This window comes from Streptomyces venezuelae, from assembly GCF_008642275.1.
GTDB classification, from domain to species: Bacteria; Actinomycetota; Actinomycetes; order Streptomycetales; family Streptomycetaceae; genus Streptomyces; species Streptomyces venezuelae_E.
Genome location: NZ_CP029189.1, coordinates 5,110,891 through 5,137,334, shown reverse-complemented (window position 1 = coordinate 5,137,334; position 26,444 = coordinate 5,110,891). Strand labels below are relative to the sequence as shown.

Annotated in this window: 27 protein-coding genes; 9 read left to right on the top strand and 18 right to left on the bottom strand. The window is 70.5% G+C overall.

Features of this window, described 5'->3' with window-relative positions; all coding sequences use genetic code 11:
• The first annotated feature begins 2 nt into the window (after nt 1-2).
• The 3 genes from DEJ51_RS23085 to DEJ51_RS23075 all read left to right on the top strand — a co-directional run bounded on the left by DEJ51_RS23085 (nt 3) and on the right by DEJ51_RS23075 (nt 2,889).
• Nucleotides 3-773, top strand: a complete 771-nt coding sequence (locus tag DEJ51_RS23085; protein ID WP_150259410.1) for an ABC transporter permease — start codon at nt 3-5, stop codon at nt 771-773.
• Between the two features lie 146 nt (nt 774-919).
• Nucleotides 920-2,056, top strand: a complete 1,137-nt coding sequence (locus DEJ51_RS23080) for an ABC transporter ATP-binding protein (protein ID WP_150259408.1) — start codon at nt 920-922, stop codon at nt 2,054-2,056.
• The gene (locus DEJ51_RS23075) at nt 2,053-2,889 is read left to right on the top strand and encodes an ABC transporter permease (protein WP_150259406.1); all 837 of its coding nucleotides are present in this window, start codon (nt 2,053-2,055) and stop codon (nt 2,887-2,889) included. Before DEJ51_RS23080 ends, DEJ51_RS23075 begins: the two co-directional genes overlap by 4 nt.
• Before the next feature lie 30 nt (nt 2,890-2,919).
• On the opposite strand, the gene DEJ51_RS23070 is transcribed toward DEJ51_RS23075, so the two are convergent.
• Complete coding sequence (locus DEJ51_RS23070; protein ID WP_150259404.1) at nt 2,920-3,246, bottom strand: ATP/GTP-binding protein; 327 nt, start codon at nt 3,244-3,246, stop codon at nt 2,920-2,922.
• Nucleotides 3,247-3,475: 229 nt separating this feature from the next.
• Between DEJ51_RS23070 and DEJ51_RS23065 the strand changes: the two genes are divergently transcribed.
• On the top strand, nt 3,476-4,507 hold the full coding sequence (locus DEJ51_RS23065; protein WP_150259402.1) for an LLM class flavin-dependent oxidoreductase: 1,032 nt from the start codon (nt 3,476-3,478) through the stop codon (nt 4,505-4,507).
• A 247-nt stretch (nt 4,508-4,754) separates the two neighbouring features.
• On the opposite strand, the gene DEJ51_RS23055 is transcribed toward DEJ51_RS23065, so the two are convergent.
• Nucleotides 4,755-5,147, bottom strand: a complete 393-nt coding sequence (locus tag DEJ51_RS23055; RefSeq protein WP_150259400.1) for an SCO5389 family protein — start codon at nt 5,145-5,147, stop codon at nt 4,755-4,757.
• 220 nt (nt 5,148-5,367) lie between these two features.
• Between DEJ51_RS23055 and nucS the strand changes: the two genes are divergently transcribed.
• Nucleotides 5,368-6,039 carry an endonuclease NucS gene (nucS, locus tag DEJ51_RS23050; RefSeq protein WP_150259398.1) on the top strand — a complete coding sequence of 224 codons (672 nt, stop codon included), beginning with the start codon at nt 5,368-5,370 and terminating at the stop codon, nt 6,037-6,039.
• Between the two features lie 55 nt (nt 6,040-6,094).
• Here the strand turns inward: nucS and DEJ51_RS23045 are convergent, their stop codons facing one another.
• The 4 genes from DEJ51_RS23045 to DEJ51_RS23030 form a co-directional block, all read right to left on the bottom strand.
• Nucleotides 6,095-8,653 carry an ATP-binding protein gene (locus DEJ51_RS23045; RefSeq protein WP_150259396.1) on the bottom strand — a complete coding sequence of 853 codons (2,559 nt, stop codon included), beginning with the start codon at nt 8,651-8,653 and terminating at the stop codon, nt 6,095-6,097.
• A gap of 192 nt (nt 8,654-8,845) precedes the next feature.
• The gene (locus DEJ51_RS23040; RefSeq protein WP_076042884.1) at nt 8,846-9,169 is read right to left on the bottom strand and encodes an STAS domain-containing protein; all 324 of its coding nucleotides are present in this window, start codon (nt 9,167-9,169) and stop codon (nt 8,846-8,848) included.
• Nucleotides 9,170-9,343: 174 nt separating this feature from the next.
• Nucleotides 9,344-10,192 (bottom strand): 3-hydroxyacyl-CoA dehydrogenase family protein, encoded by an 849-nt coding sequence (locus DEJ51_RS23035; protein ID WP_150259394.1) that lies wholly within the window; start codon nt 10,190-10,192, stop codon nt 9,344-9,346.
• A gap of 156 nt (nt 10,193-10,348) precedes the next feature.
• Nucleotides 10,349-10,888: a hypothetical protein gene (locus DEJ51_RS23030; RefSeq protein WP_150259392.1), complete on the bottom strand. Its 540-nt coding sequence runs from the start codon at nt 10,886-10,888 to the stop codon at nt 10,349-10,351.
• A gap of 100 nt (nt 10,889-10,988) precedes the next feature.
• Here DEJ51_RS23030 and DEJ51_RS23025 point away from each other — a divergent pair, with 100 nt between their 5' ends.
• The gene (locus tag DEJ51_RS23025) at nt 10,989-11,561 is read left to right on the top strand and encodes a cob(I)yrinic acid a,c-diamide adenosyltransferase (RefSeq protein ID WP_150259391.1); all 573 of its coding nucleotides are present in this window, start codon (nt 10,989-10,991) and stop codon (nt 11,559-11,561) included.
• A 63-nt stretch (nt 11,562-11,624) separates the two neighbouring features.
• Here the strand turns inward: DEJ51_RS23025 and DEJ51_RS23020 are convergent, their stop codons facing one another.
• The gene (locus tag DEJ51_RS23020; RefSeq protein ID WP_150259388.1) at nt 11,625-12,206 is read right to left on the bottom strand and encodes a hypothetical protein; all 582 of its coding nucleotides are present in this window, start codon (nt 12,204-12,206) and stop codon (nt 11,625-11,627) included.
• A 163-nt stretch (nt 12,207-12,369) separates the two neighbouring features.
• On the opposite strand from DEJ51_RS23020, the gene DEJ51_RS23015 reads away from it, so the two are divergent.
• The 3 genes from DEJ51_RS23015 (at nt 12,370) to DEJ51_RS23005 (ending at nt 16,230) form a co-directional block, all read left to right on the top strand.
• A complete protein-coding gene (locus DEJ51_RS23015) occupies nt 12,370-13,554 on the top strand; it encodes a sensor histidine kinase (protein ID WP_223835938.1) in 1,185 nt (394 codons plus the stop codon).
• A complete protein-coding gene (locus DEJ51_RS23010) occupies nt 13,551-14,204 on the top strand; it encodes a response regulator (RefSeq protein WP_150259384.1) in 654 nt (217 codons plus the stop codon). Before DEJ51_RS23015 ends, DEJ51_RS23010 begins: the two co-directional genes overlap by 4 nt.
• Nucleotides 14,205-14,328: 124 nt before the next feature.
• Nucleotides 14,329-16,230: a glycoside hydrolase family 18 chitinase gene (locus DEJ51_RS23005; RefSeq protein WP_150259382.1), complete on the top strand. Its 1,902-nt coding sequence runs from the start codon at nt 14,329-14,331 to the stop codon at nt 16,228-16,230.
• 65 nt (nt 16,231-16,295) lie between these two features.
• Here DEJ51_RS23005 and DEJ51_RS23000 read toward each other — a convergent pair whose 3' ends face one another.
• From DEJ51_RS23000 to DEJ51_RS22950, 11 genes are all read right to left on the bottom strand, one after another.
• Nucleotides 16,296-16,742 carry a DUF2550 domain-containing protein gene (locus tag DEJ51_RS23000; protein WP_150259380.1) on the bottom strand — a complete coding sequence of 149 codons (447 nt, stop codon included), beginning with the start codon at nt 16,740-16,742 and terminating at the stop codon, nt 16,296-16,298.
• 164 nt (nt 16,743-16,906) lie between these two features.
• Entirely contained in the window at nt 16,907-17,278 is a 372-nt protein-coding gene (locus DEJ51_RS22995; protein WP_150259378.1) for a F0F1 ATP synthase subunit epsilon, read from the bottom strand.
• A 141-nt stretch (nt 17,279-17,419) separates the two neighbouring features.
• Nucleotides 17,420-18,862: a F0F1 ATP synthase subunit beta gene (gene atpD, locus DEJ51_RS22990; protein ID WP_136232537.1), complete on the bottom strand. Its 1,443-nt coding sequence runs from the start codon at nt 18,860-18,862 to the stop codon at nt 17,420-17,422.
• Nucleotides 18,862-19,779, bottom strand: coding sequence for a F0F1 ATP synthase subunit gamma (locus tag DEJ51_RS22985; protein ID WP_150259377.1), 918 nt, complete (start codon nt 19,777-19,779; stop codon nt 18,862-18,864). The genes atpD and DEJ51_RS22985 overlap by 1 nt, the downstream gene beginning before the upstream one ends.
• 20 nt (nt 19,780-19,799) lie before the next feature.
• Nucleotides 19,800-21,395, bottom strand: coding sequence for a F0F1 ATP synthase subunit alpha (gene atpA / locus DEJ51_RS22980; RefSeq protein ID WP_150259375.1), 1,596 nt, complete (start codon nt 21,393-21,395; stop codon nt 19,800-19,802).
• Nucleotides 21,396-21,525: 130 nt separating this feature from the next.
• Nucleotides 21,526-22,341 (bottom strand): F0F1 ATP synthase subunit delta, encoded by an 816-nt coding sequence (locus DEJ51_RS22975; RefSeq protein WP_150259373.1) that lies wholly within the window; start codon nt 22,339-22,341, stop codon nt 21,526-21,528.
• Nucleotides 22,338-22,883 (bottom strand): F0F1 ATP synthase subunit B, encoded by a 546-nt coding sequence (locus tag DEJ51_RS22970; RefSeq protein WP_150259371.1) that lies wholly within the window; start codon nt 22,881-22,883, stop codon nt 22,338-22,340. The genes DEJ51_RS22975 and DEJ51_RS22970 overlap by 4 nt, the downstream gene beginning before the upstream one ends.
• A gap of 40 nt (nt 22,884-22,923) precedes the next feature.
• Nucleotides 22,924-23,172 (bottom strand): ATP synthase subunit C, encoded by a 249-nt coding sequence (locus DEJ51_RS22965; RefSeq protein ID WP_030008695.1) that lies wholly within the window; start codon nt 23,170-23,172, stop codon nt 22,924-22,926.
• Between the two features lie 74 nt (nt 23,173-23,246).
• Complete coding sequence (gene atpB, locus DEJ51_RS22960) at nt 23,247-24,083, bottom strand: F0F1 ATP synthase subunit A (RefSeq protein WP_189743241.1); 837 nt, start codon at nt 24,081-24,083, stop codon at nt 23,247-23,249.
• 210 nt (nt 24,084-24,293) lie between these two features.
• The gene (locus tag DEJ51_RS22955; RefSeq protein ID WP_150259367.1) at nt 24,294-24,740 is read right to left on the bottom strand and encodes a hypothetical protein; all 447 of its coding nucleotides are present in this window, start codon (nt 24,738-24,740) and stop codon (nt 24,294-24,296) included.
• Between the two features lie 274 nt (nt 24,741-25,014).
• Nucleotides 25,015-26,349, bottom strand: a complete 1,335-nt coding sequence (locus DEJ51_RS22950) for an MraY family glycosyltransferase (RefSeq protein ID WP_150259365.1) — start codon at nt 26,347-26,349, stop codon at nt 25,015-25,017.
• Between the last annotated feature and the right edge of the window lie 95 nt (nt 26,350-26,444).

The window sequence follows — 26,444 nt, the reverse complement described above, 5'->3', positions numbered from 1 at the left end:
ACATGGCCTTCACCGCCGTTCTGCAGTCCGAGTGGACCAAGATCCGCACGGTCGCCTCCACGAGCTGGACCCTCGCCCTCGCCTTCCTCGTCACCGTCGGGTTCGCCGCGCTGTTCAGCGCCACGTTCGACCTCGACAGCCTGCCGGCGAGCCAGCGGGACAGCTTCGACCCCACCGCGATGGCCCTCGGTTCGATGGAACTCGGCCAGCTGGCCATGATCGTCTTCGGTGTGCTGGTCGTGAGCACCGAATACAGCACGGGCATGATCCGCACCTCGCTGGCCGCCGTACCCCGCCGTGAGCAGTTCCTGCTCGGCAAGATGGCGGTGGCGACGGCGCTGGCCCTGATCGTCGGGATGCTGACCAGCTTCGTGTCGTTCTTCCTCACCCAGGCGCTGCTCGGTGACCTCGGTATCGGCATCGGCGAGGAGCACGTGCTGCGTGCCGTGACCGGCGCCGGACTGTACCTGGCCCTGCTGGCCCTCTTCTGCATGGGCGTGGCGGCCATGCTGCGCAGCTCGGTCGCCGCCATCAGCGTCCTGGTCCCGTTCTTCCTGATCGTCTCGAACCTCCTCGTCGGTTTCGACGCGACCCGTACGGTCGGCCAGTACCTGCCGAGCAAGGCCGGAAGCGCGATCATGCAGGTCGTGCCCAACGCGTTCGACGCCCCCGACACCCCGTACGGCCCGTGGGGCGGCTTCGGGATCATGGCCCTCTGGACGCTGGCCTCGGTACTCGGGGGCTACGCCGTCCTCCGCAAGAGGGACGCCTGACCTCCTGCCCGCGTACTACGGGTGATCCCCGGGTCGGTCTCAGGGGCAGCTCAGGGATCCGGCCCGGGACGGAACCGCGGGAACCTCGTTATCCTCTTAACCCTTACGCGGGCGAAAGTCGTCCCGGCCTGGTAAGGGGCAGCAAGATGATCGAGGCAGTCGGCCTGACCAAGCGCTACGGCGCCAAGACCGCCGTCGACCAGCTGTCCTTCCAGGTCAAGCCGGGTCACGTCACCGGCTTCCTGGGGCCCAACGGCTCCGGGAAGTCCACCACCATGCGCATGATCGTGGGCCTGGACCGGCCCACGTCCGGTCATGTCACGATCAACGGCCGACCCTTCCGGGAGCTGCCGAACGCCCAGCGGCACGTCGGGGCCCTGCTCGACGCCAAGGCCGTGCACGGCGGCCGCCGGGCCCGCGCCCACCTGCTCTCCATCGCCCAGCTCTCCGGGATCCCCGAGAAGCGGGTGGACGAGGTGCTGGCCGTGGTCGGCCTCCAGGACGCCGCCCGGCAGCGCACGAAGGGCTTCTCGCTCGGCATGGGCCAGCGGCTCGGCATCGCCACCGCCCTGCTCGGTGACCCGCAGGTGCTGCTGTTCGACGAGCCGGTCAACGGTCTCGACCCCGAGGGCATCCTCTGGGTCCGCAACCTCATGCGCCGCCTCGCCTCCGAGGGCCGCACCGTCCTCGTCTCCTCGCACCTGATGAGCGAGATGGCACTGACCGCCGACCACCTGATCGTCATCGGCCGGGGACGGCTGCTGGCCGACATGGGCACCCAGGAGTTCATCGCGCACAACTCGGCCGGATTCGCTCGGGTGCGGACGGCCGACACCGATCCAGATGGCCGGGACACGCTGGGTAAGGCCCTCGCCAAAGGGGGCGGGCGGGTCCTCCAGGAGCCCGACGGAGCACTGCGTGTGACCGGGCTGGAGCTGTCGCGCATCTCCGACCTCGCGCACGAGGCGGGCGTACGCCTGTGGGAGCTGTCCCCGCACCGGGCCTCGCTGGAGGAGGCGTACATGCGGATGACCCAGTCGAGCGTCGAGTACACCTCCACCGACGACCCGCGGGCCGAGCTGTGGGAGCCGGAGCCGCTAACCGTCCCCGCCTGGGAGGACGAGACGGAGGCCGAGTCGGCTCCCGACGTCCCGCAGACCGGCTTCTTCGCGCCCCCGCCGCCCGGCGCCGGCGGGCAGCCCTTCCTGATGCCCGGCAAGCCGGGCGAGCTCGCGAGCACCACCAGGAACACCACCCCGCGCACCCCCGAGGACACCCCATGACCCCGACGACCACGAAGGCGGAGCAGTCCGGGAGCTACAGCTCCCCCCTCGCCACGCCGCGGCCGCACCTGGGGCACGCCATGGCCTCGGAGTGGACCAAGCTGGTCTCGCTCCGCTCCACCCTGTGGACGCTGGGTGCGCTCGTGCTCACCGTGGTCGGCGTCGGCCTGACCGTCGTCTCGCAGACCACGGACGTGGACTACACGCAGATCAACTTCACCACTCCCGCGCTCATCGGCCTGCTGGTCGGCCAGCTGGCAGTGATCGTCCTCGGGGTGCTGACCATCAGCTCGGAGCACGGCACCGGGCTCGTGCGGACCACCTTCACCGCCGCCCCGGACCGGTACCGGGTGCTCACCGCCAAGTACCTCGTCTTCAGCATGGTGGCCTTCGCCGTCACCGCGCTGTCGGTCTTCGTCGTCGGGGTCACCGCGGCGGTCATGCGCGGGGGCACCGCGTCCGGCCCGCACGCGGCCGGCGAATGGTTCGGAGCGCTGCTCGGCTGCGGCTACGTCACCCTGCTCGGCGTGCTGGCGCTGGCGATCGGCGCGCTGGTGCGGCACTCGGCCGGGGCGATCGCGGTGATGCTGGGCCTGGTCACGCTGCCGCCGGTGATAGGGGCCATGCTCAGCATGTGGGAGGCCGTCGCGTCCGCCGGCGAGCTCATCCTGCGCCACAACGTACCGGTGGCGCTCATGACGCTGTTCGGCCTGCCGCAGGGCGGCGACGTGGGCCCGGAGCCGAGCACCCTGTCGCAGCTGATGCTCATCCTGCTGGTCACCGGCGGCGCGGTGACCGCCTCGTACGTGATCGTCGGCCGCCGGGACGTGTAGACCCACCCCGCCGGATCGGCCTCGGAGCGGTCAGTACCGGGGGGCGTTACGGGACCGCTGCACCTTGGAGGTGCGGCGGTCCTTCGCGTTCCAGCAGGCCTTGTGCCAGTGCCGGCGGTCGTCCACGCCGCCGTACTCGGGCCAGGCCACCAGGTGCGGGGTGCCGGAGGGGATCTCCTGGTCGCAGCCGGGGCAGCGGTAGCGCTTGCCCGCCGCGCTCGCGCCGGCCACGTGCCGGACCTTCCAGTCCTCGCCCTGGTACTCCTCCGTGCGCTCCAGCCCGTACCGGTCGAGGCCGGTGCCGGGGCGTTCGTCCGGAGTCTCGCCGCCCCTGGGGCGGTTGTTGCGCGGTGACACGTATACCTCACGGATGGGCGGACGGCAGTGACTTTCTCCCAGACTACGCGCAGCGAGGCCGGGTACCCGCAGGGTTGCCGGTGAAGGCGGTCGCGCGCAGCGGGGTGGCCCGACAATCCCAATAACTTTCGTGTCAGCCCGTGCCTTTGGCACGTGTCAGACGTTGTTGCCATAGGAAGAACCGGTCCACCTGGGGGAGGCCGCGTCAGCCGCGAGGAGGATGAAGGCGATGCGCGTAGGAGCGTTTGTACTGGCGGCCCAGTTCCCGGGCCAGGGACAGGGAGAGGCACTGCACCGGGCGGTGCGGACCGCCGAGGTGGCCGAGGAGGCCGGGCTCGACTCGGTCTGGCTCGCCGAGCACCATTTCGTCCCGTACGGGGTCTGCCCCTCGGCGGTGACCCTGGCGGCCCTGCTGCTGGGCCGGACCCGGCGGCTGCGGGTGGGCACGGCGGTGAGCGTGCTGCCGAGCACGCACCCGGTGGCGCTCGGGGAGCAGGCCGCCCTGCTGCACGTGACCTCGGGCGGCCGGTTCGTCCTCGGGGTGGGCCGCGGCGGGCCGTGGGTCGACCTGGAGGTGTTCGGGGGTGGCCTGGACCGTTACGAGAACGGCTTCCCGGAGGCCCTGGACCTGCTGCGGCGCTGGCTGACGGAGGCCCGGGTGGGCGCTGCCGGAGAGCGGTACGGATTCCGCGAGGTGGCCGTCGTCCCGCGGCCCTCGGAGGCCCTGGACGAGGACACGGCGGGGCCCGAGGTCGTCGTGGCCTGCACCTCGCCTTCGTCGGTGCGGCTGGCCGCGGAGCGGGGGCTGCCGATGCTCCTCGGGATGCACTGCGGGGACGAGAGCAAGGCCGAGATGGTCGCGCTGTGGCGCAGCACGGCGCTGGCGGCGGGCCACTCCCGCGAGCACGTGGCGGGCGCCGGACACGTCTCCGCCGGGGTGTGCCAGATCGCGGACCGCACGGCGGACGCGCGGGAGATGCTGATGAAGGCGATGCCGGGCTGGCTCAGGCAGGGCCTCGACGCGCATGTGACGGTGGACGGCCGGGCGCGCGCGATGCGGGATCCGGTCGCCTACACGGAACTGCTGTGCGACCTGCACCCGGTGGGTACCCCGCAGGTGGCGGCGGACCGGCTGGCGGCCACGTCGGCACGGACGGGCATCACGCGCTTCGCCCTCCTGACGGAGGGCTCGGGCGATCTCGCCGCGACGGAGGAGAACGTACGCCGGCTCGGCGCCGAAGTCCTTCCCCGCCTCGGCTGAGGGGGCCGGCCGGCCCCGCCCGGGCGTTCCTTCCGGATCACGCCCGTGCGGCATGATCCGGAAGAGGCGCCCCGGGCCGTGCCCGCAGAGCAGCGCCGGCCACCCGCAGGGCGGCCCCTGCGGCATCTGGTGCCGTGCATCGCAAGGCGGAGGGCCACCCGGGCACTGGACGTACTCGGGCGGCCCGACGACGCGTCGATGTGCGGTGCCAGGCGTCGCAGAGCAGGCGGGACTCCGCGGACACGACCTAGCAGTCCCGCAGTTCCGGCGACTGGTTGAGCAGCTGGCCGCGGATCGATGTGAACTTGGCCAGCCGGTCGTCCACCGAGGAATCCAGCGGGAACACCGCAACCCGGTGACAGTTCTGGAATGCCAGGCGCACTCCGAAGTGCCGCTGCAGCGCACCGCGTATCGCGTCACTCGCGAGGGCGCGCAGCAGCTGCCCCCGCGCCTGCTCGTCCGGCGGCGGCGTCTGGTTGTCGGCGAACTCTCCGCCGTCCACCTTCAGCTGAGCCACCAGCGAGCTGATCATCTCCCAGGCGAAGGGCAGGGAGGTCCGGACGCAGTCGACGAAAGCGGCTTCGTCGACCTCGCCTCGCTCGGCCTGTTCGAGTAGGGCCGGTGAGACGTCGAGCGACATGGGTTCTCCTCTCGCGACCCCGGCTGTATGGGTTGCCGGAGTCCTACGGGCAGGGAAGGAGGTCGCGACGCAGAGTGCACGCTCGACAACCTCCCGCTCACCACGGTAGGCGTCCCATGGGTGACGCACCAGGAGAATGCGCATACAACGCGCCATCGGCGAACGGGGCTTTCAGGGGCGAATCGCGTGAAGGCGCATCCGTCGAGTAGCGTTGCCGACCATGCGTCTCGTCATCGCCCGCTGCTCCGTCGACTACGCGGGCCGGCTCACCGCCCATCTGCCCTCGGCACCCCGTCTGATCCTCGTGAAGGCCGACGGCAGTGTCTCGATCCACGCGGACGACCGAGCGTACAAACCGCTCAACTGGATGTCGCCGCCGTGCACCCTCAAGGAGGGGAGCGGCGATGAGGCCAACATCTGGACGGTCGTCAACAAGGCGGGCGAGAAGCTCATCATCACCATGGAGGAAGTCCTCCACGACTCCTCCCACGAGCTCGGCACCGACCCCGGGCTCATCAAGGACGGCGTCGAGGCACACCTCCAGGAACTCCTCGCGGACCGCATCGAAACGCTGGGCGAGGGCTACACGCTGATCCGGCGCGAGTACATGACGGCGATCGGCCCGGTGGACATCCTGTGCCGGGACGCCTCGGGCGCGACGGTGGCCGTGGAGATCAAGCGCCGGGGCGAGATCGACGGGGTCGAGCAGCTGACCCGTTACCTCGAACTCCTCAACCGCGACCCGCACCTGGCCCCCGTCCGGGGCGTCTTCGCGGCCCAGGAGATCAAGCCGCAGGCGAAGGTCCTGGCGACGGACCGCGGCATGGACTGCGTGGTCCTGGACTACAACGCGCTGCGCGGTATCGAGGACGACAAGCTGCGCCTGTTCTGATCCTGCGCTCCTCTGCGCACGAAGGCTCCGTCCCGGGGGACGGAGCCTTCGCCGTTCACCGGTCCGTGACCGGGGAGACGCCCGTGGCCGTACCCGTCTGGGTGGTGGTCGTCGTCGGCGACGGGGCGGTGGTCTCCGTCAGCGTCGGCGAGGGCTCCGCGCTGGTCGCCGAGGGCGAAACGGACGTCGTCGGCGCGGACTTCGACGGCGTCGGGGACGGACGGCGCGACGGGGTCCGGGCGGGGCTGCGGCCCGGGGCCGGGGCGACGCTCTGCCCGGGCTCCGTGGCTTCGGCCGACGGGGCCGCTGCGGGCGGCTCCGGTGCAGGATCGTTCCCGCTGGTGACCGCGGTCGTGGCGGACTCCGTGACCGCGGGGGTGGAGGACACCGCCGGCTTCTGCGCCGGCGGCTCGGTGTCCGAGGAGCTCAGCGCCAGGCTCACGACGGTGCCCAGCGCCACCACCGCCAGCGCGCCCGCGCCGGCCAGCAGCACGAGCCGGCGACGGCCGGGGGCCGGCGCGGTGGCGGCGGCCGGCCTGGGCGCGGCGGCCGGGGCGGGCTTCGGATCGATCGGGAAGGCGTCCTCGAAGACCTCGGACAGCGTCGTGGGCGCCTCCGAGCGGGCGGTCACCGGCACGACCGGGGTCATCCGGGTCACCGCCTCGGCAGAGACCGGGACCACGGGGGCGACCCGGGCCCCGGGAGCCACGGGGGCCACCTTGGCCGTGGGCGCCTCGGAGGCCGCGGGGACCGCCCCGGGCCCGGGGGCACCCTTGGACAGCGAGGCGCTCCTGGGCCCGGCGGCCGCTCCGGGCACGGGGGCGGCCTTGGCGGCCGGGGTGGCCGGAGCGGCCGGGGTGGCCACCGTCACGGCCTCGGGAGCCGCCGCCGGAGCCGCGGTGAGGGCCGCCGCCGGAGCGGCGGGTGCCTCCAGGCGCAGCGGGGGTGACGCGGCCGCCCCCGCCGTCTCCCGGTCGACGACGAGCGCCAGCGCCCGCCGCCCCGCCACCGTGCCCCGCTTGTCCGCCAGGGCGCCCCGCAGCCCGATCGAGGTCTCCAGCTCGGCCCGTGCCCGGTCCAGGCGCTCCTCGCACAGGGCCAGCACGCCGAGTTCGTGGTGGAAGTACGCCTGCTCGGCGACCTCACCGGCCTTGCGTGCGGCCTCCGCTCCCGAGCGCAGCACCCGCTCCCAGGCCTCCCAGTGCAGCGAGGCCGCGAACGCCGGGGCCGCCGTGCGCGCCAGCAGCACCGCCGCGACCACGTCCGCACCGGCCAGCGCCGCCAGCACCGCGTCCGCCTCCGCGGCGACCCGCGCCGGGACCACCGAGGCGTGTCCGGTCCACCAGGCGTAGTGCCGGGCCGCCGTACGGGCCTCCTCCGACGCGGTGTCCCCGTAGCCGACCTCCTCCAGCTGCCGCGCGACGCCCGACGCCAGCCGGTAGCGCGCTCCGACCGGCGTCAGCAGCCCGCAGGCCAGCAGTTCCGCCACCGCCGTGTCGGCATGGGTGTCCCCCACCAGTGCCGGCAGGTGCGCGTGGTGCGGCAGTTCGCCGCCCAGTGCGCACGCGATCCGCAGGGCCGCCCGCGCCGACTCGCTGACCCGCGAGGCCAGCAGCTCCGCCGGGGCGGCTCCTTCGGCGAGGGTCGGCAGCGGTACGTGTACGCGGTCGCGCGGGCGCTCCTCGAAGACGCCGGGCTCCTCCTCCTCGTCGTCCTCGTCGCTGTGGTTGAGCTCGTCCCGCTGCCTCAGCAGTGCGGCGGCCTGGACGAAGCGCAGGGGCAGCCCCTCGGAGGCGAAGCTCAGGTCCCCCGCCCAGGCGGTCTCCTCGTCCGTCAGCGGCCGTCCGACGCCCGCTTCGAGCAGCTCCAGGCAGTCGGCCTTGCCGAGTCCGCCGAGGAAGACCTCCTCGACGTGCGAGTCGTCGGAGGGGGCCCGGGTGTCCGGGGTCGCGGCCAGCAGGTAGGCGCATTCGGGGGTGGCGCGCATCAGCTCGTCGAGGGCGGTGCCGCCCATCTCCAGGTCGTCCAGGAGGACGACGGCGCCTATCTCCCGTACGCGGGCCAGGAGCTCGGCGCGTCCGGGGCGCTGCTCCTGCGCCTCGTACACGGTCGCGTAGAGGGCGTGGAGCAGTTCCCCGGGCTGCTGGTGCCCGTACCCGCTGAGCCGTACGACGCCGTCGGGCGCGAGGCCCGCGCACCGGTCGGCGACCGCGTCGAGCAGGGCGCTGCGGCCCGAGCCCGAGGGACCGGTCAGCCGTACGGACCGGCCCCGGCCCAGCAGCCGGACGAGCCGCTCCCGCTCCTCCTCGCGCCCCTGCAGGGGGCGGGCGGTGGCGCCGGGGCCCGGCAGGACGGGCGGCCGGGCGGCGGCGGCGACGGCCGTGCGGGCGGCCGCGTCGCGCTTGGCGGGCCGGGCGGGCTCGGTGCCGGGGCGCAGCGGTTCGATCTCGCTGCCGTCGACCGGGTTCACGGTGAGGGCGAATTCGCCTGCGGTCAGGCTGACGATCCGCGCCGGCCCGGCCGCCGCGGGTGTCGCGGGCGCGGTGGGCGCCGCGGGGGCGGAGCCGCCCGTGGACTGCTCGTGCTGCTCGGTCCGCCCCTGTGTACGGTCCATGACCAAGTCCCCCGATCGCGGGCCGTGCGCCTCGCCGTCGTACCGCCCGGCCTTCGCGCACCCGCTGTCGCCACCGGTCCGGTTTCCGCCCGAACCCTAGACCGTGGCCGGTCGTGCGGGAAACCGCAGGGGTGCGATCACCACCGGACCGTTACGTTTGCGCAGGGCGTTCGGAGGCCGGCGGCCTGCCGGTCAGACGCGCGGCAGGGACTCCGCTTCCAGGCCGCCCTCGATCGCGAGGATCCGGTGCAGCCGGGTCGCGACGAGCAGCCGCTGCATCTGCGGCGGCACGCCGCGCAGGACCAGACGCCGGCCGGTGCGGCCGGCCCGGCGGTGTGCTCCCATGATCACGCCGAGGCCGGTCGCGTCCCAGGAGTCGAGCCCCGTGAGATCGAGGACGAGGTCGCCCTTGCCGTCGTCGAGGGCGGAGTGGAGGGCCGTACGGGCGTCCGCCGCGCTGCGCACGTCGAGGCGGCCCCCGACAGCGAGTTCGGCGTGGTCGCCCCTGATGTGCATGTGTACTCCCGGCGGTACTGCGTACGTATGGTCCGACTGGCCCGTGGTCGGCAACTCTCACTGCAACTGACTGCCGCACGGGCAGGGAAGTTGCCGACCGTGAGCGAACCGATACCTAATTCACCCTGAGGGGTGATGGCATTCGAACGGTGGTGCTCCGTGGCGGGGCCAGGCTCAGTGCTTGTAGAAGCCCTGGCCGCTCTTGCGGCCGATGTCCCCGGCGTCCACCATGCGGCGCATGAGCTCCGGCGGGGCGAACTTCTCGTCCTGGGACTCGGTGTAGATGTTGCTGGTGGCGTGGAGCAGGATGTCGACGCCCGTGAGGTCGGCGGTGGCCAGGGGGCCCATCGCGTGCCCGAAGCCGAGCTTGCAGGCGATGTCGATGTCCTCGGCGGAGGCCACGCCCGACTCGTACAGCTTGGCGGCCTCGACGACCAGCGCGGAGATCAGTCGGGTCGTCACGAAACCGGCGACGTCGCGGTTGACGACGATGCAGGTCTTGCCGACGGACTCGGCGAACGCGCGGGTGGTGGCGAGGGTTTCGTCGCTCGTCTTGTAGCCGCGCACGAGTTCGCACAGCTGCATCATCGGGACGGGCGAGAAGAAGTGGGCGCCGACGACGCGCTCCGGACGCTCCGTCACGGCCGCGATCTTCGTGATCGGGATGGCGGAGGTGTTGGACGCGAGGATCGTGTCCTCGCGAACGATCTTGTCCAGGGCGCGGAAGATCTCGTGCTTGATCTCGATCTTCTCGAAGGCCGCCTCCACCACGATGTCGACGTCGGCGACCGCGTCGAGGTCCGTGGTGGTGGTGATGCGCGCGAGCGCCGCCTCGGCGTCCTCGGCGGTCAGCTTGCCCTTGGAGACGAACTTGTCGTAGGAGGCCTTGATTCCGTCCGTGCCCCGGGTCAGCGCGGCCTCGGTGACATCGCGGAGTACGACGTCCCAACCCGCCTGAGCGGAGACCTGCGCGATTCCCGAACCCATGAGTCCGGCACCGATGACGGCGAGCTTCCCAGCCACTACACACCCCTCGTTTCCCTACGGCACAGTCACGTAGCCACTCCGGCGGAGACTAGCGCCCGGGCGGTCTGGTGTGACCGTGAAGTAACACGCGTCACGTCTCAGATGACGGACATCACACCGGTACGGCCCAGCACCCCTCCCCCGCCGTCCAGTTCACCGGTCCTCGTCCCCGGCGCACCTTTCGGCCAGTGCGCGCAGCCGCCTCAGCTCCTTGCGCGCGGCCCCGAGGTGGCCGATCTCGACGGCCATGGCGGCGCGTCCCGCGAGGTGAAGGGCGTCCGCCCGGGCCTGCGCGTCCGCCTCCGGGCGCACACAGATCTCCCGCCGCAGGTGGCGGATCGTGCTCAGGATCCCGCGCGCGGCGGAGACCTTCGCCTCCTGCGACGGGAGCTGGGCGCGCAGCATGTCCTTGGCGTAGTCCCAGACCCTCGCGTCCTGCTCGAAGGCACCCGGCTCCCCCGGGTGGTGCGGGTGCCCCGCCCAACGGGCGGCGTGTGCGCGCAGGTCGTCGATGCGGTCCAGGGCCTCCCGCAGGCGCCCGGCGGCCACGGCCGCCCGCCCGGCCCGGGCGCACTCCGCCGACTCCCGGAGGGCGACCGGCCCGTCCGCGTGCCGGGTGGCGAGGAAGCCCGCCAGGAGGTCGATCTGCTGGGCGGCCTCGGCGAGCCGCCAGATGTAGTACACGTCGGCCACTGCGCCGCTCCCTTCCGGGGGCCACGGCCCCACCGGACCGTACGTGAGCAGGGGCGACCTCGCCCGGAATTTCCCCCGCGGGCCCGTCTACCCTGGCCGCATGGTGAACCTCACGCGCATCTACACCCGTACCGGCGACAAGGGCACGACGGCCCTCGGCGACATGAGCCGCACCGCCAAGACCGACCTGCGGATCTCCGCGTACGCCGACGCCAACGAGGCCAACGCGGCCATCGGGACGGCGATCGCGCTCGGCGGGCTGTCGGCGGACGTGGTGAAGGTCCTGGTCCGCGTGCAGAACGACCTGTTCGACGTCGGCGCGGACCTGTGCACCCCGGTCGTCGAGAACCCGGAGTACCCGCCGCTGCGCGTGGAGCAGTTCTACGTGGACAAGCTGGAGGCGGACTGCGACCGCTTCCTGGAGCAGGTGGAGAAGCTGCGCAGCTTCATCCTGCCCGGCGGCACCCCCGGCGCGGCCCTGCTGCACCAGGCCTGCACGGTGGTCCGGCGCGCCGAGCGTTCGACCTGGGCGGCGCTGGAGGTGCACGGCGAGGTGATGAACCCGCTGACCGCCACCTACCTGAACCGGCTCTCCGACCTCCTGTTCATCCTGGCCCGGGTGGCCAACAAGGAGGTCGGGGACGTGCTGTGGGTGCCGGGCGGCGAGCGCTGAGCGGTTGTCGTACCGGTCGGCCCGGGCTGACCGCTACGACCGTCCCGCCGAGGCGGACACGCCCTAGCGCTCCGACCGGGCGAGCCCTCGCTCTTCCTCGGCTGCGTCCGGGACGGCCGGGGCCTTGCTCGGCCAGATCGTGTACGCCGCGGCGACCAGGGCGTGGATCCCGACGACCCGCAGGGCGGCGAACTGCCAGCCCTGCAGCGAGCTGACGTCGCCCGCGTCGCCCACGTACCAGATCGCCGCCTGCAGCAGGCCGAGGGCGACGGCCGCGCCGAGGACGGTGCGGGCCCACAGCTTCCACTCGTGGACGGCCCGCGCCCTTCCGTGGCCGGGGCCGGCCGGCTTGGGCCCGCCGGCCAGGCGGTACGCGGCGTGCCCGTCGAGCCACTTGATCGTGTAGTGGCCGAAGGCCACGGTGTAGCCGATGTAGAGCGCGGCCAGACCGTGCTTCCAGTCCGGTTCCGCACCGTTCTTGAGGTCGAGCGTGGTGACGACCAGCAGGACCAGCTCCATCAGGGGCTCGCACAGCAGGACCGCCGCGCCCAGCCGGGGCATCTTCGCGAGGTAGCGCAGGGCCAGTCCGGCCGCCAGCAGTACCCAGAAGCCGACCTCGCAGGCGATGATCAGCGCGACGATCATGGGACTCTCCGTCCGCTCGGGTTTTCCGTTCCCTTCCAGGCTCGCGTCCTGCCGCGCCCGATACGTCGTCTCCATTGACCATGTGGACCTGCATCTTTCGGTGTAGCCGCGCCTCGGCCTCTCCGCCGACGTGCGGGGCCCGCGCACCCTGTTGGATGGGAACGTGACCGAGAAGAACCTGCGCCCCCACCGCGACGACGTCCTCCTCGCGGTGGTCAGCACGGCCGCAGGCCTGGCCTTCTGGGCGCTCGGCGTCTACACCAGCCCCAGCCGGGACTTCCTGCCGGCCTGGACGGCCCTGGTGCCGCTCGTGGTCCTCGGCCCGATGGAGCTGCTGCGCCGCACCAGGCCGAACCTGGCCCTGGCCGTCGGCACCGCCGGGGTGATCGCCGACCAGTTCACGGTCGGCAGCCTCGCCACCGTCGTGATCTTCACCGACCTGATGTACGCCGCGGTCGTGTACGGACAACCGGCCATGGCCCGGCGGCTCCCGGTCACCACCGGCCTGGTCACCGTCGTGGCCACCGTGGTCTCGGTGGCCTGGCTGCGCACCCCGCAGGCCCTGCTGATCGGCGTGGTGGTCGGCATCGTGGGCTTCGCCCCGGCCCTGACCGGCGCCACGCTGCGCAACCACCGCGAAGCCGCCGAGGCCGCCCGGCTGCGCGCGGAGCAGACCGCGCTGCTGGCCGAGATGGACCGCAGTCAGGCCGTGGCCGCCGAGCGCGCCCGGATGGCCCGGGAGCTGCACGACATGGTGGCCAACCACCTCTCCGCCATCGCCATCCACTCCACCGCCGCGCTCTCCATCGACAAGGCCGAGACCAGCCGGGACGCGCTCGGGGTGATCCGCGAGAACAGCGTGCAGGGACTGGCCGAGATGCGCCGCCTGATCGGGCTGCTGCGGGATGCCGGCGGCGACCAGGAGCCGGTCGCCGTGCCCTCGCTGGACGGCCTGGAGGCCCTGCTCGGGCAGGCCGGGACCAACGGCTCGGCGAGCGGGCTGACCTTCGTGCTCCACGACGACCGGCCCTGCGGGGAGCCGGCGGCGGCGCCCGTGGAGCTGGCCGCGTACCGGATCGTCCAGGAGTCGCTGACCAACGCCCTCAAGCACGCCGCCCCGGGCACCGTCACCGTCCGCGTGGCGCACACCGGCGGGCTGCTGACGGTGGAGGTGGACTCGCCCTTCGGTGACCGGCCGGGACCCCGCGCCCCGGGCTCGGGGGCCGGGCTGATCGGCATGCGGGAGCGGACGGAGCTGCTGGGCGGGGAGTTCACGGCGGGGCGGTCCGGTGCGGTGTGGCAGGTGCGGGCGACACTGCCCGCGGAGGAGAAGGCGGTGGAGGCATGACCATTCGCGTGGTGGTGGCGGAGGACCAGGGCGCGGTCCGGGCGGGGCTGGTGCTCATCCTGCGCAGCGCGGGCGACGTGGAGGTGGTGGGCGAGGCGGCCGACGGGGAGGAGGCGGTGCGCCTGGCCCGTGAGCTACGGCCGGATCTCGTCCTCATGGACGTGCAGATGCCCCGGCTCGACGGGGTGGCCGCGACCCGCCAGGTGGTCTCGGAGGGACTGGCCGACGTCCTGGTGCTGACCACCTTCGACCTCGACGAGTACGTCTTCGGGGCGCTGCGGGCAGGAGCCGCGGGCTTCCTGCTGAAGAACGCGGACGCCGCGGAGCTGATCGACGCGGTACGGACCGTCGCGCGCGGCGAGGGCCTGATCGCGCCGGCCGTGACCAGGCGGCTGATCGCGGAGTTCGCGGCGCCCCGCCCGCCGCGGCCCGCCCCGGCGCCGGAGCGGGCCGCGGCGGTCGCCTCCCTCACGCGGCGGGAGCGGGAGGTGCTGAGCGCGCTGGGCGAGGGTCTGTCGAACGCGGAGATCGCCGTGCGCCTGGAGATGGCGGAGGCGACGGCCAAGACGCACGTCAGCAGGCTGCTCGGCAAGCTGGAGCTGCGCAGCAGGCTCCAAGCTGCGGTACTGGCACAGGAGTTGGGGATATAGGCAGGCAGGCGCGCACCGGTCTGGACCTCTTGACGGTTGGTCCAGACCTTTCTACGCTCGCCGCAACACTGTGGTGAGCGTGCCATGACAAAGCGTGCTCACGGGCGGCGCAGGTCCCACCCCCATGTCGCAGTCGGCCCCACGGCGGCGACGGACCTACGGAGGAGCACCCTTGAGCACAGCATCCCCACCCCGCACCAGGCGCACCCGGTTCTTCAGCCGAGTCGCGGCCGTCGTGGCCGCGCTCGCCCTGCCCGTCTCCGGCCTCGTGGCACTGGCGGGCCCGGCCCAGGCGGCCGCCTCCGCGACGGCGACGTACACCAAGGTCTCCGACTGGGGCTCCGGCTTCGAGGGCAAGTGGGTGGTGAAGAACACCGGCACCACCACCCTCAGCAGCTGGACCGTGGAGTGGGACTACCCGGCGGGCACCTCGGTCACCTCGGCCTGGGACGCCACCGTCACGAGCTCGGGCACCCACTGGACCGCCAAGAACCTCGGCTGGAACGGCACCCTCGCCCCCGGGGCGACCGCCAGCTTCGGCTTCAACGGCGCCGGCGGCGGCGCCCCCGGCGGCTGCAAGATCAACGGCGCCTCCTGCGACGGCGGCACCCAGCCCGGCGACACTCCCCCCACGGCTCCCGGCACCCCCACCGCGAGCAACGTCGCCGACACCTCGCTCACCCTGGCCTGGACCCCGGCCACCGACGACAAGGGCGTCAAGAACTACGACGTCTACCGGGGCTCCGCCAAGATCGCCACCGTCACCGGGACCAGCTACGCCGACTCCGGCCTCACCAAGGGCACGACGTACACCTACAGCGTCACCGCGCGCGACACCATCGACCAGACCGGACCCTCCTCCGGCTCCACCACGGTGACCACGACCGGCGGGGTCGTCCCGCCGAACCCGGGCGACAAGGTCAAGCTCGGGTACTTCACCAACTGGGGCGTCTACGGCCGCAACTACCACGTGAAGAACCTGGTCACCTCCGGCACCGCGGGCAAGATCACCCACATCAACTACGCCTTCGGCAACGTCCAGAACGGCCAGTGCACCATCGGTGACGCCTACGCCGACTACGACAAGGCCTACACCGCCGACCAGAGCGTCGACGGCGTCGCCGACACCTGGGACCAGCCGCTGCGCGGCAACTTCAACCAGCTGCGCAAGCTGAAGAAGGCCTACCCGAACATCAAGATCCTCTGGTCCTTCGGCGGCTGGACCTGGTCCGGAGGCTTCCCGCAGGCCGCGGCCAACCCGACCGCCTTCGCCCAGTCCTGCTACAACCTGGTCGAGGACCCGCGCTGGGCCGACGTCTTCGACGGCATCGACCTGGACTGGGAGTACCCGAACGCCTGCGGCCTGTCCTGCGACACCAGCGGAGCTGCCGCCTTCAAGAACCTGATGCAGGCCGTGAAGACCCGGTTCGGCGCGAACAACCTGGTCACCGCGGCCATCACCGCCGACGCCTCGGACGGCGGCAAGATCGACAAGGCCGACTACGCGGGCGCCGCGCAGTACACCGACTTCTACAACGTCATGACGTACGACTTCTTCGGCGCCTGGGCGGCCCAGGGCCCGACCGCCCCGCACTCCCCGCTGACGTCGTACGCGGGCATCCCGCAGGCCGGCTTCAACTCGGCCGACGCCATCGCCAAGCTCAAGGCCAAGGGCGTGCCCGGCTCGAAGCTCAACCTCGGCATCGGCTTCTACGGCCGCGGCTGGACCGGCGTCACCCAGGCCGCCCCCGGCGGCACCGCCACCGGACCCGCGCCGGGCACGTACGAGCAGGGCATCGAGGACTACAAGGTGCTCAAGACCAGCTGCCCGGCCACCGGCACCGTCGCCGGCACGGCCTACGCCAAGTGCGGCAGCAACTGGTGGAGCTACGACACCCCCGCCACCATCGCCGGGAAGATGAGCTGGGCCAAGCAGCAGGGCCTCAAGGGAGCCTTCTTCTGGGAGTTCAGCGGCGACACCACGAACGGTGAGCTCGCGAACGCGGTCCACACCGGGCTGCAGTAAAGACCGAAGCCGGGGAGACGGGTCCGCCCCCGTCTCCCCGGCTTCTCGACCTCTCGGCGTACCGGCTAGGCCACGTTCACCCTCTGGCCGGGAGGCGCCGCCTCCAGCCAGGCGAGGAAACCGGTCAGCGCGTCCTCGCTCATCGCCAGCTCCAGGCGGGTCCCCCGGTGGAGACAGCCGAGCACGACGGCGTCGGAGAGCAGCGCCAGCTCCTCCTCGCCCTCCGGGGCCCGGCGGGCGACGACCTCGATGGAGGAACGCTCCAGCAGCCGGCGCGGACGCGGGGAGTACGAGAACACCCGGAACCACTCGATCCGGTCACCGCTGTAGCGCGCGACCCCGTACACCCAGCCCTTGCCGGAGACGTCGGGCTCCTCGGACACGCCCCAGCGCATGCTGCAGTCGAAGGTGCCACCGGACCGCTGGATGAGTCTGCGGCGCAGGCCGAAGACAAACAGCCCGATCACCACCAGGGTTACGACCAGGCCGCTCACAAGCAGAGCGAGGAGCATCTTCACCGACCTCCTCGCTCATCGAATACACATGAGAAAAAAACGGATCTGCATCGCCTCAGCCGCGACCCGGTCTGGAAAATTCCAGCACGGACCGCGGCTGAGGTCTGCCGACTCCCAAAGGTCGCCCCCCGGGACTCGAACGATCAAACTCCGACGGGCGTTCAGCCCGTTACGGCGCGCAGCCGGACATCAGCGCGACGCTCGGCGGCCGCGTCGGCCTCCGCCTTCGCGCGCTCCAGTGCCCGCTCCGCACGCTGGACGTCAATCTCGTCCGCGAGCTCGGCGATCTCGGCCAGCAGGGACAGCTTGTTGTCCGCGAACGAGATGAAACCGCCGTGCACCGCGGCGACGACAGTGTTGCCCTCGCTGGTACGGATGGTCACCGGGCCCGATTCCAGCACACCGAGAAGCGGCTGGTGACCGGGCATGACGCCGATGTCGCCGGACGTGGTGCGGGCGACAACAAGGGTGGCCTCGCCGGACCAGACATTGCGGTCCGCCGCGACCAGCTCGACGTGCAGCTCAGCAGCCAAGGTGGCTCCTCGGGTCACCACCCGGCGGGTCGGCCGGGTGTTGGGTCAAATTCTAATGGGCGTGGGGAGAGGGACGGGACACACCCGCCCCTCTCCTCAGAACGTGCGAACCGGATGCGCTCCGTGAGGGAGCGCGCCGGATCAGGAGACGCCCAGCTCCTTGGCGTTGGCCTTCAGGTCCTCGATGCCACCGCACAGGAAGAACGCCTGCTCGGGGAAGTGGTCGTAGTCACCGTCGCAGATCGCGTTGAACGCGGTGATCGACTCGTCGAGCGGAACGTCCGAACCGTCCACACCGGTGAACTGCTTCGCCACGTGGGTGTTCTGCGACAGGAAGCGCTCGACACGACGGGCACGGTGGACGACGAGCTTGTCCTCCTCGCCCAGCTCGTCGATACCGAGGATCGCGATGATGTCCTGGAGGTCCTTGTACTTCTGCAGGATCCCCTTGACGCGCATCGCCGTGGCGTAGTGGTCCGCCGCGATGTACCGCGGGTCGAGGATGCGGGACGTCGAGTCCAGCGGGTCCACGGCCGGGTAGATGCCCTTCTCGGAGATCGGACGGGAGAGAACCGTCGTCGCGTCGAGGTGGGCGAAGGTGGTCGCCGGCGCCGGGTCGGTCAGGTCGTCCGCGGGGACGTAGATCGCCTGCATCGAGGTGATCGAGTGACCACGGGTCGAGGTGATGCGCTCCTGGAGGAGACCCATCTCGTCGGCCAGGTTCGGCTGGTAACCCACCGCGGAGGGCATACGGCCGAGCAGGGTCGACACCTCGGAACCCGCCTGGGTGTACCGGAAGATGTTGTCGATGAAGAAGAGCACGTCCTGCTTCTGCACATCGCGGAAGTACTCCGCCATGGTCAGACCGGCCAGGGCGACGCGCAGACGGGTGCCCGGGGGCTCGTCCATCTGGCCGAAGACAAGCGCCGTCTTGTCGATGACGCCGGAGTCGGCCATCTCCTCGATGAGGTCGTTGCCCTCACGGGTACGCTCACCGACGCCCGCGAACACCGACACACCGTCGTGGTTGTTGGCGACGCGGTAGATCATTTCCTGGATCAGAACGGTCTTGCCGACACCGGCACCACCGAACAGACCGATCTTTCCGCCCTTGACGTACGGGGTGAGAAGGTCGATGACCTTGACGCCGGTCTCGAACATCTCGGTCTTCGACTCGAGCTCGTCGAAGCGGGGCGCCTTGCGGTGGATCGGCCAGCGCTCGGTGACGTTGGCGTTCTCCTCCGGGTAGTTCAGCACCTCACCCAGGGTGTTGAAGACCTTGCCCTTGGTGAAGTCACCGACGGGGACGGTGATGCCCTCGCCCGTGTCGGTCACCGGGGCCTGGCGGACCAGACCGTCGGTCGGCTGCATCGAGATGGTACGGACGAGGCCGTCACCCAGGTGCTGCGCGACCTCAAGGGTCAGGGTCTTCAGCGCGCCGTCCTCGGCCGGGTCGGTGACCTGGACCTTCAGCGCGTTGTAGATGTCGGGCATGGCGTCGACGGGGAACTCCACGTCGACGACCGGGCCGATGACCCGGGCGACGCGGCCCGTGGCGGCGGCCGTCTCAACAGAGGTCGTCATTACTTGTCACTCCCCGCGGTCGCGTCAGCCATGGCGCTCGCGCCACCGACGATCTCGCTGATTTCCTGGGTGATTTCGGCCTGGCGGGCCGCGTTGGCAAGCCGGGAGAGGCTCTTGATGAGGTCTCCGGCGTTGTCGGTCGCCGCCTTCATCGCGCGGCGGCGGGCGGCGTGCTCGGAAGCGGCCGACTGCAGCAGTGCGTTGTAGATACGGCTCTCGACGTAGCGCGGCAGAAGGGCGTCGAGGACGTCCTCCGCCGACGGCTCGAAGTCGAACAGCGGAAGGATCTCGCCCTTCGCACCGGTCTCCTCCGGAGCCTTGTCAAGGCTGAGCGGCAGCATCCGGCCGTCGACCGGGTTCTGCGTCATCATCGACACGAATTCCGTGTAGACGATGTGCAGCTCGTCGACGCCACCCTCGGCCGTCTCCGTCTGGATGGCCTCGATCAGCGGCCCGGCGACGCGCTTGGCGTCGGCGTAGGCCGGGCTGTCGGTGAAGCCGGTCCACGAATCCGCGACCTTGCGCTCGCGGAAGCCGTAGTAGGCCAGACCCTTACGGCCGACGATGTAGGTGTCGACGTCCTTGCCCTCAGCACGCAGCCGCTCGGTGAGCCGCTCCGCCTGCTTGATGGCGTTCGAGGAGTATCCGCCGGCCAGACCGCGGTCGCTCGTGATGAGCAGGATCGCGGCACGGGTCGGCGTCTCGACCTCGGTGGTCAGGGCGTGCTTGGTGTTCGAACCGGTCGCCACCGCGGTCACCGCACGGGTGAGCTCGGTCGCGTACGGCATCGACGCCGCCACCTTGCGCTGCGCCTTGACGATGCGCGAGGCGGCGATCATCTCCATCGCCTTGGTGATCTTCTTGGTCGCCGTGATGGCACGGATGCGACGCTTGTAGACCCGGAGCTGCGCTCCCATGAGTCAGGTCCCTTCCGTCGTCACTTGGAGACGTTGACGGCCGGTGCGTCCTCGCCCAGGAGCTTGCCGTCCGAGGTCTCGAACTGGCGCTTGAAGCCGGCGATGGCGTCCGCGATCGACGTCAGGGTGTCGTCCGACATCTTGCCGCCCTCGGAGATCGAGGTGAGGAGGTCCTTGCGCTCGCGGCGCAGGTGCTCCAGCAGCTCCGACTCGAAGCGACGGATGTCGGCGACCGGGACGTCGTCCATCTTGCCGGTGGTGCCGGCCCAGACGGAGACGACCTGCTCCTCGACGGGCATCGGCTGGTACTGGCCCTGCTTCAGCAGCTCGACCAGGCGCTTGCCGCGCTCCAGCGCAGCCTTCGACGCGGCGTCCAGGTCGGAACCGAAGGCGGCGAACGCCTCCAGCTCGCGGTACTGGGCGAGGTCGAGGCGCAGACGGCCGGAGACCTGCTTCATGGCCTTGTGCTGGGCGGAGCCACCGACACGGGAGACCGAGATACCGACGTTCAGCGCCGGGCGCTGGCCCGCGTTGAACAGGTCGGACTCCAGGAAGCACTGACCGTCGGTGATGGAGATGACGTTGGTCGGGATGAACGCCGACACGTCGTTCGCCTTGGTCTCGACGATCGGCAGACCGGTCATCGAACCGGCACCCATGTCGTCGGAGAGCTTCGCGCAGCGCTCCAGCAGACGGGAGTGCAGGTAGAAGACGTCACCCGGGTAGGCCTCGCGGCCCGGCGGGCGGCGCAGCAGCAGCGACACGGCGCGGTAGGCGTCGGCCTGCTTCGACAGGTCGTCGAAGATGATCAGGACGTGCTTGCCGGCGTACATCCAGTGCTGGCCGATGGCGGAACCGGTGTACGGCGCCAGGTACTTGAAGCCGGCCGGGTCGGACGCCGGGGCGGCGACGATCGTCGTGTACTCGAGCGCACCGGCGTCTTCCAGGGCGCCGCGAACGGACGCGATGGTCGAGCCCTTCTGGCCGATGGCGACGTAGATGCAGCGGACCTGCTTGTTCACGTCGCCCGAGCGCCAGTTGTCGCGCTGGTTGATGATCGTGTCGACGGCCAGGGCGGTCTTACCCGTCTGACGGTCACCGATGATCAGCTGACGCTGACCGCGGCCGACCGGCACCATGGCGTCGATGGCCTTGTAGCCGGTCTGCATCGGCTCGTGGACGGACTTACGGACCATGACGCCAGGAGCCTGGAGCTCCAGGGCGCGACGGCCTTCGGTCGCGATCTCGCCGAGACCGTCGATCGGGTTGCCGAGCGGGTCGACGACGCGGCCGAGGTAGCCCTCGCCGACGCCGACCGAGAGCACCTCACCGGTGCGCTGCACCGGCTGGCCCTCCTCGATACCGCTGAACTCGCCGAGGACGACCGCACCGATCTCGCGCTCCTCGAGGTTGAGGGCGAGACCGAGGGTGCCGTCCTCGAACTTCAGCAGCTCGTTCGCCATGGCGGAGGGCAGACCCTCCACCTTCGCGATGCCGTCGCCGGCAACGCTGACCGTTCCGACCTCCTCGCGCGAGGCCGCGTCCGGCTGGTACGACTGGACAAAGTTCTCCAGTGCGTCCCGGATCTCCTCCGGCCGGATCGTGAGCTCCGCCATCTGGGTTCCCTGCTCTCCTTGTTGGGCCTGAAGCTTCTTAGGGGTCTGGGGGCGACCCCCAGGAATCTTCTGCAAGTTCTGCACGGCCCAACCGGGCCGCTAGGAATGCTTCTGTTCTATTGGTGGCTGGTCAGCCGGCCATGCGGCGCGACGCCTCGGCGAGGCGGTCCGCGATGGTGCCGTCGATGACCTCGTCGCCGACTCGCACCGAGATCCCGCCGAGGACCTCGGGGTCCACGTCGAGGTTCAGGTGCATCTGTCGGCCGTACAGCTTGGCCAGCACCGCGCCGAGACGCGCCTTCTGCACGTCGCTGAGCGGAACCGCGCTGGTCACGGTGGCGACCATGCGGTCACGGCGCTCGGCGGCGAGCTTGGAAAGGGACTCCAGTCCCGCTTCCAGGCTACGTCCACGCGGGTGCGTGACAAGACGGATCACCAGGCGCTCGGTGACGGCGTTCGCCTTGCCGCCGAGCAGGCTGCGCAGCAGCTCGCTCTTGGCGGAGGCGGAAGCCGCACGGTCGGTCAGCGCGGCACGCAGCTCGGTGCTCGAGGAGACGATCCGGCCGAAGCGGAAGATCTCGTCCTCGACGTTGTCGAGCGCGCCCGCCCGCTGGGCGGCCGTGAGGTCGGCGGTGGCCGCCAGCTCCTCCAGCGCGTCCACCAGGTCGCGGGACTGCGACCAGCGGGACCGGACCATGCCGGACACCAGGTCGAGGGTTTCCCCGCCGACCTGGCCGCCGAGCAGCCGACCGGCCAGCTCGGCCTTGGCCTCGCCGGACTGCGCCGGGTCCGTGACGACCCGACGCAGCGAGACCTCACGGTCGAGCAGCGCGGTGACGGCAGCCAGCTCACCGGCGAGCTTCGCCGCGTCGACGGACGTGTTGTCCGTCAGCGCGTCGAGACGCTCACGCGCGGAGGCCAGCGCCTCGCGGCTCGCTCCGTTCATCGGGCCGCCTCGGCCTTCTCCTCAAGCTCGCTGAGGAAGCGGTCGATGGTGCGGCTCTGCCGGGCGTGGTCCTCAAGGGACTCGCCGACGAGCTTTCCGGCCAGGTCGGTGGCGAGCTTGCCCACGTCCTGACGCAGCGCCTGAGAGGCGGCCTTGCGGTCCGCCGCGATCTGGGCGTGGCCGGCAGCGATGATCTCCTCACGCTGCCGCTGGCCCTCTGCGCGCAGTTCTTCCTTGAGCGCAGTGCCCTGCTCCAGCGCTTCCTGGCGCAGGCGCGCGGCCTCGTGCCGGGCTTCGGCGAGCTGGGCCTTGTACTGCTCCAGCACGCTCTGGGCCTCGGTCTGAGCGGCCTCAGCCTTCTCGATACCGCCCTCGATGGCCTCGCGACGCTCTTCCAGAACCTTGTTGATGTTCGGGAGGAGCTTCTTCGCGAGGAAACCGAAGACGATGACGAAGGCGATCAGACCGATGACGAGCTCGGGGATCGGCGGGATGAGGGGGTTTTCCGCCTCTTCGGCCGCGAGCTGAACCAGAGGGTTCACATCAGTGCCTTCCGACTAAAGGGTCTGTTCGCTACCGGGATCAGGAGGTCGGGTAGACGAACGGCATGACCAGACCGATGAGGGCGAGCGCCTCACAGAAGGCGAAGCCGAGGATCTGGTTGGCGCGGATCAGGCCGGCGGCCTCGGGCTGGCGGGCCAGGGCCTGGGTGCCGTTACCGAAGATGATGCCGACGCCGACGCCGGGGCCGATGGCCGCGAGGCCGTAACCGATGGAGCCGAGGTTGCCCTTGATTTCGACGCCAGCAGCGAGGGTCTGGAGAGCGGACATGCCGGTTCTTCCTTCTCTTTCATGGACCGGTGGGGGTTGGCCACCGGACGACTGGTGGTTTGGGGGTGGGGCGGTCAGTGGTGCTCGGCGACGGCGCCCTGGAGGAAGCTGCAGGCCAGCAGCACGAACACGTAGGCCTGGACAGCCTGGATGAAGAGCTCGAACGCGGTCATCACGATGACCATCACGAAGGACACGCCCGCGTAGGCGATGCCGATGCCGTTCAGCAGGTACCAGCTGGCGATCGTGAAGAGCAGCAGCAGGGTGTGACCGGCGAACATGTTCGCGAAGAGACGGACCGCGTGGGTGAAGGGGCGGACGATCACGTTCGAGAAGAACTCGATCAGCATGACCAGCGGCAGGATGCCACCCAGCGACTTGTCGTAGCCCGTGAGGTTCTTCAGGCCGCCGACGAATCCGTGGCGCTTGAAGGTGACCGACATCCACATGAAGTAGATGACCAGAGCCATACCGGCCGGGTACGCGATGACCGCGGTCACCGGGAACTGGGCGACCGGAATGATCGACCAGAGGTTCAGGATCCAGACGAAGAAGAACGTCGCGACCATGAAGGGGACGTACTTCTCGCCCTCCTTCTTGCCCATCGTTTCGTAGACGATCCCGCGGCGCACGAAGTCGTAGCCGGCTTCGGCGACCATCTGGAGCTTCCCCGGGACCAGCTTCGGCTTGGCGAAGGCGGCCCAGAAGAAACCGACGATGATGACGGACCCGAGCAGGGCCAGGAGCATCGTCTTGTTGAAGTAGACGGCTCCGTCCATGTCGCCGAAGATCGGCTCGAACAGGAACGAGTGCAGGCCAGGAGCCGGGAAACCACAGCCGTCGAAGATGTGGCAATCGGTCTCGAAGGCGAGCACCTGCGTCGGGTCAGCACTCACCGCGGGCTCCTTCAGCGTGGCGCATAGGTACGGCAACCTCGTTGTGTCGGCGCGGCGCACAGCCGCGGTTCGGCACGGGACTGGTCTTACGGATGTGGGGGCGGCTTGCAGGCAGTGAGCCTCGCGATTGAGCAGGCGTCAGCTCAGATGCCTGCGCCCGCGATGCCGCATATGGCACCGGACGATAGCAGCATCTCGAACGCGCACTTATTCCACCCCTACCGTTCACGACGAGGGCCCCGTGTTTTCAGGCTTCTCACCCTTGCCACGCTTGGTGGACTCGGGTTCGACGTAAAGGATCTTGGCCTTCATGTGCGCGCGCGTCTGCGCGGCGATCCAGGCAAGGGTCGCCGCGACGATGGTGATCGCGAATGCCCTGGGATTGAACAGCGTCGTGTTCTTGAACACGGCGACGAAGACGAAGAGCAGCAGGATCTGGGTCGTGTAGAGCGCCAGACCCATCATCTGGAACAGGTGCGGCAGCGACCGCGCCGTCCGCTGCAGGATGACGAACCCGATACCCATGAACAGGATCACGACGACCGTGGCCGCGATCGCCCCGATCGCCCCCTTACCGCCTGCGACCACACCACTGACGATGGCGGCAACGGCGCCGACGGCAGCAGTGGGTACGGCGGTGTGCAGAAGGGTTCGGGCGTCATCGGACAGCATGGCGCATGGCTCCGCGTGATGGTGGGGTAACGGGACTCGTACGGGACGAGCGTAAGCCCGGTCCGAGAGAGGACCTCGGGCCAAGGGACCGTCGCACTACGGTCCTTCGGCTCTGTCGCCGGGTTTAGTGAACGGTATCACAAACTATTTGATGAGAGCTTTACCTGTCCGGTGTGCCGACTGTCACACATGAGAGTGACCCTGCCCGTGTGTGCGCGACAGCGGGGCGGCTTGTCTGGTAAAGCGCATTCATGTCCGACATGCGAATCGGCCGTCAGCGGGTGGATTCAGCCTTACGCCGGTCGGGAAAGCGCGAACGGGGGCCCACGGCGGTCGCTCCGTTGACGCCGGAGACACCCGCGGCGATGGGCCTCGCGGGCGCCGGCTCCGCGCCCGAGGCATCCCGCGCGGCCGCCTCCGCGGCGGCTTCGGCCGCCCGTTCGGCATGCCGGTAGCGCGGCGGAACCAAGCCTTCCGCCCACCGGGGGGCGCGCGGGGTGAAGCGCGGCAGAAGCAGCAGGAACAAGCCCACCGCACTCAGCGCGGCAATCGCCAGCACGATCCACATCGTGGCGGAATGCACGGAATACGCCACCGTGCCGAAAGCGATCAGCCCCGACCAGAAGTACATGATCATCACGGCGCGGCTGTGCGAGTGCCCGAGTTCCAGCAGCCGGTGGTGGAGGTGCCCGCGGTCGGCGGCGAAGGGCGACTGGCCCTTCCAGGTACGCCGCACGATGGCCAGGATCAGGTCCGCCATCGGGATCGCGATGACCGTCAGCGGAAGGATCAGCGGGATGTACGCGGGGAGCATCGCGTGCGTCGCGTTGCGCTCACCGCCCGCGAAGAGCGCCAGGGCGTCCGGGTCCACCTGCCCGGTGAGGGAAATCGCGGAGGCGGCCAGCACCAGGCCGATGAGCATGGAACCGGAATCGCCCATGAAGATCCGGGCGGGGTGCATGTTGTGCGGCAGGAAGCCCAGGCACATGCCCATCAGGATCGCGGCGAAGAGGGTCGCGGGCGCCGCCGACTCGATGCCGTAGCCGAACCAGATCCGGTACGCGTAGAGGAAGAGCGCGGTGGCGGCGATGCAGACCATGCCGGCGGCCAGGCCGTCCAGGCCGTCCACGAAGTTCACGGCGTTGATGGTGATCACGACGAGCGCGACGGTGAGCAGGTTGCCCTGCCACTGGGTGAGCGGGACCGTGCCGATGCCCGGGACCGGGATCCACAGGATGGTCAGACCCTGCATGACCATCACACCGGCGGAGATCATCTGCGCGCCGAGCTTGATCAGGGCGTCGAGCTCGAACTTGTCGTCGAGGACGCCGACCAGCCAGATCAGCGCGGCGCCGGAGAGCAGCGCGCGCGGTTCGTTCGACAGCTCGAAGACACCGTTGAGGTTGCGCAGGTGGTCCGCGACCAGCAGGCCGGCACACAGGCCGCCGAACATGGCGATGCCGCCCAGTCGCGGTGTGGGCTCGCGGTGCACGTCGCGGGCGCGGATCTCCGGCATGGCCCCGGCCGCGATCGCGAACTTCCGCACGGGCCCGGTCAGCAGGTAGGTCACCGCGACCGTGACGCAAAGCGTCAGCAGATATTCACGCACGGGCTGCCCCAGATGTATCGCCGGCCATCTCAGCCCCACACATTAGCTGCGATGTCACCTTCATCGAGGACGCGAGGGGGCGGTATCCCGGTTCC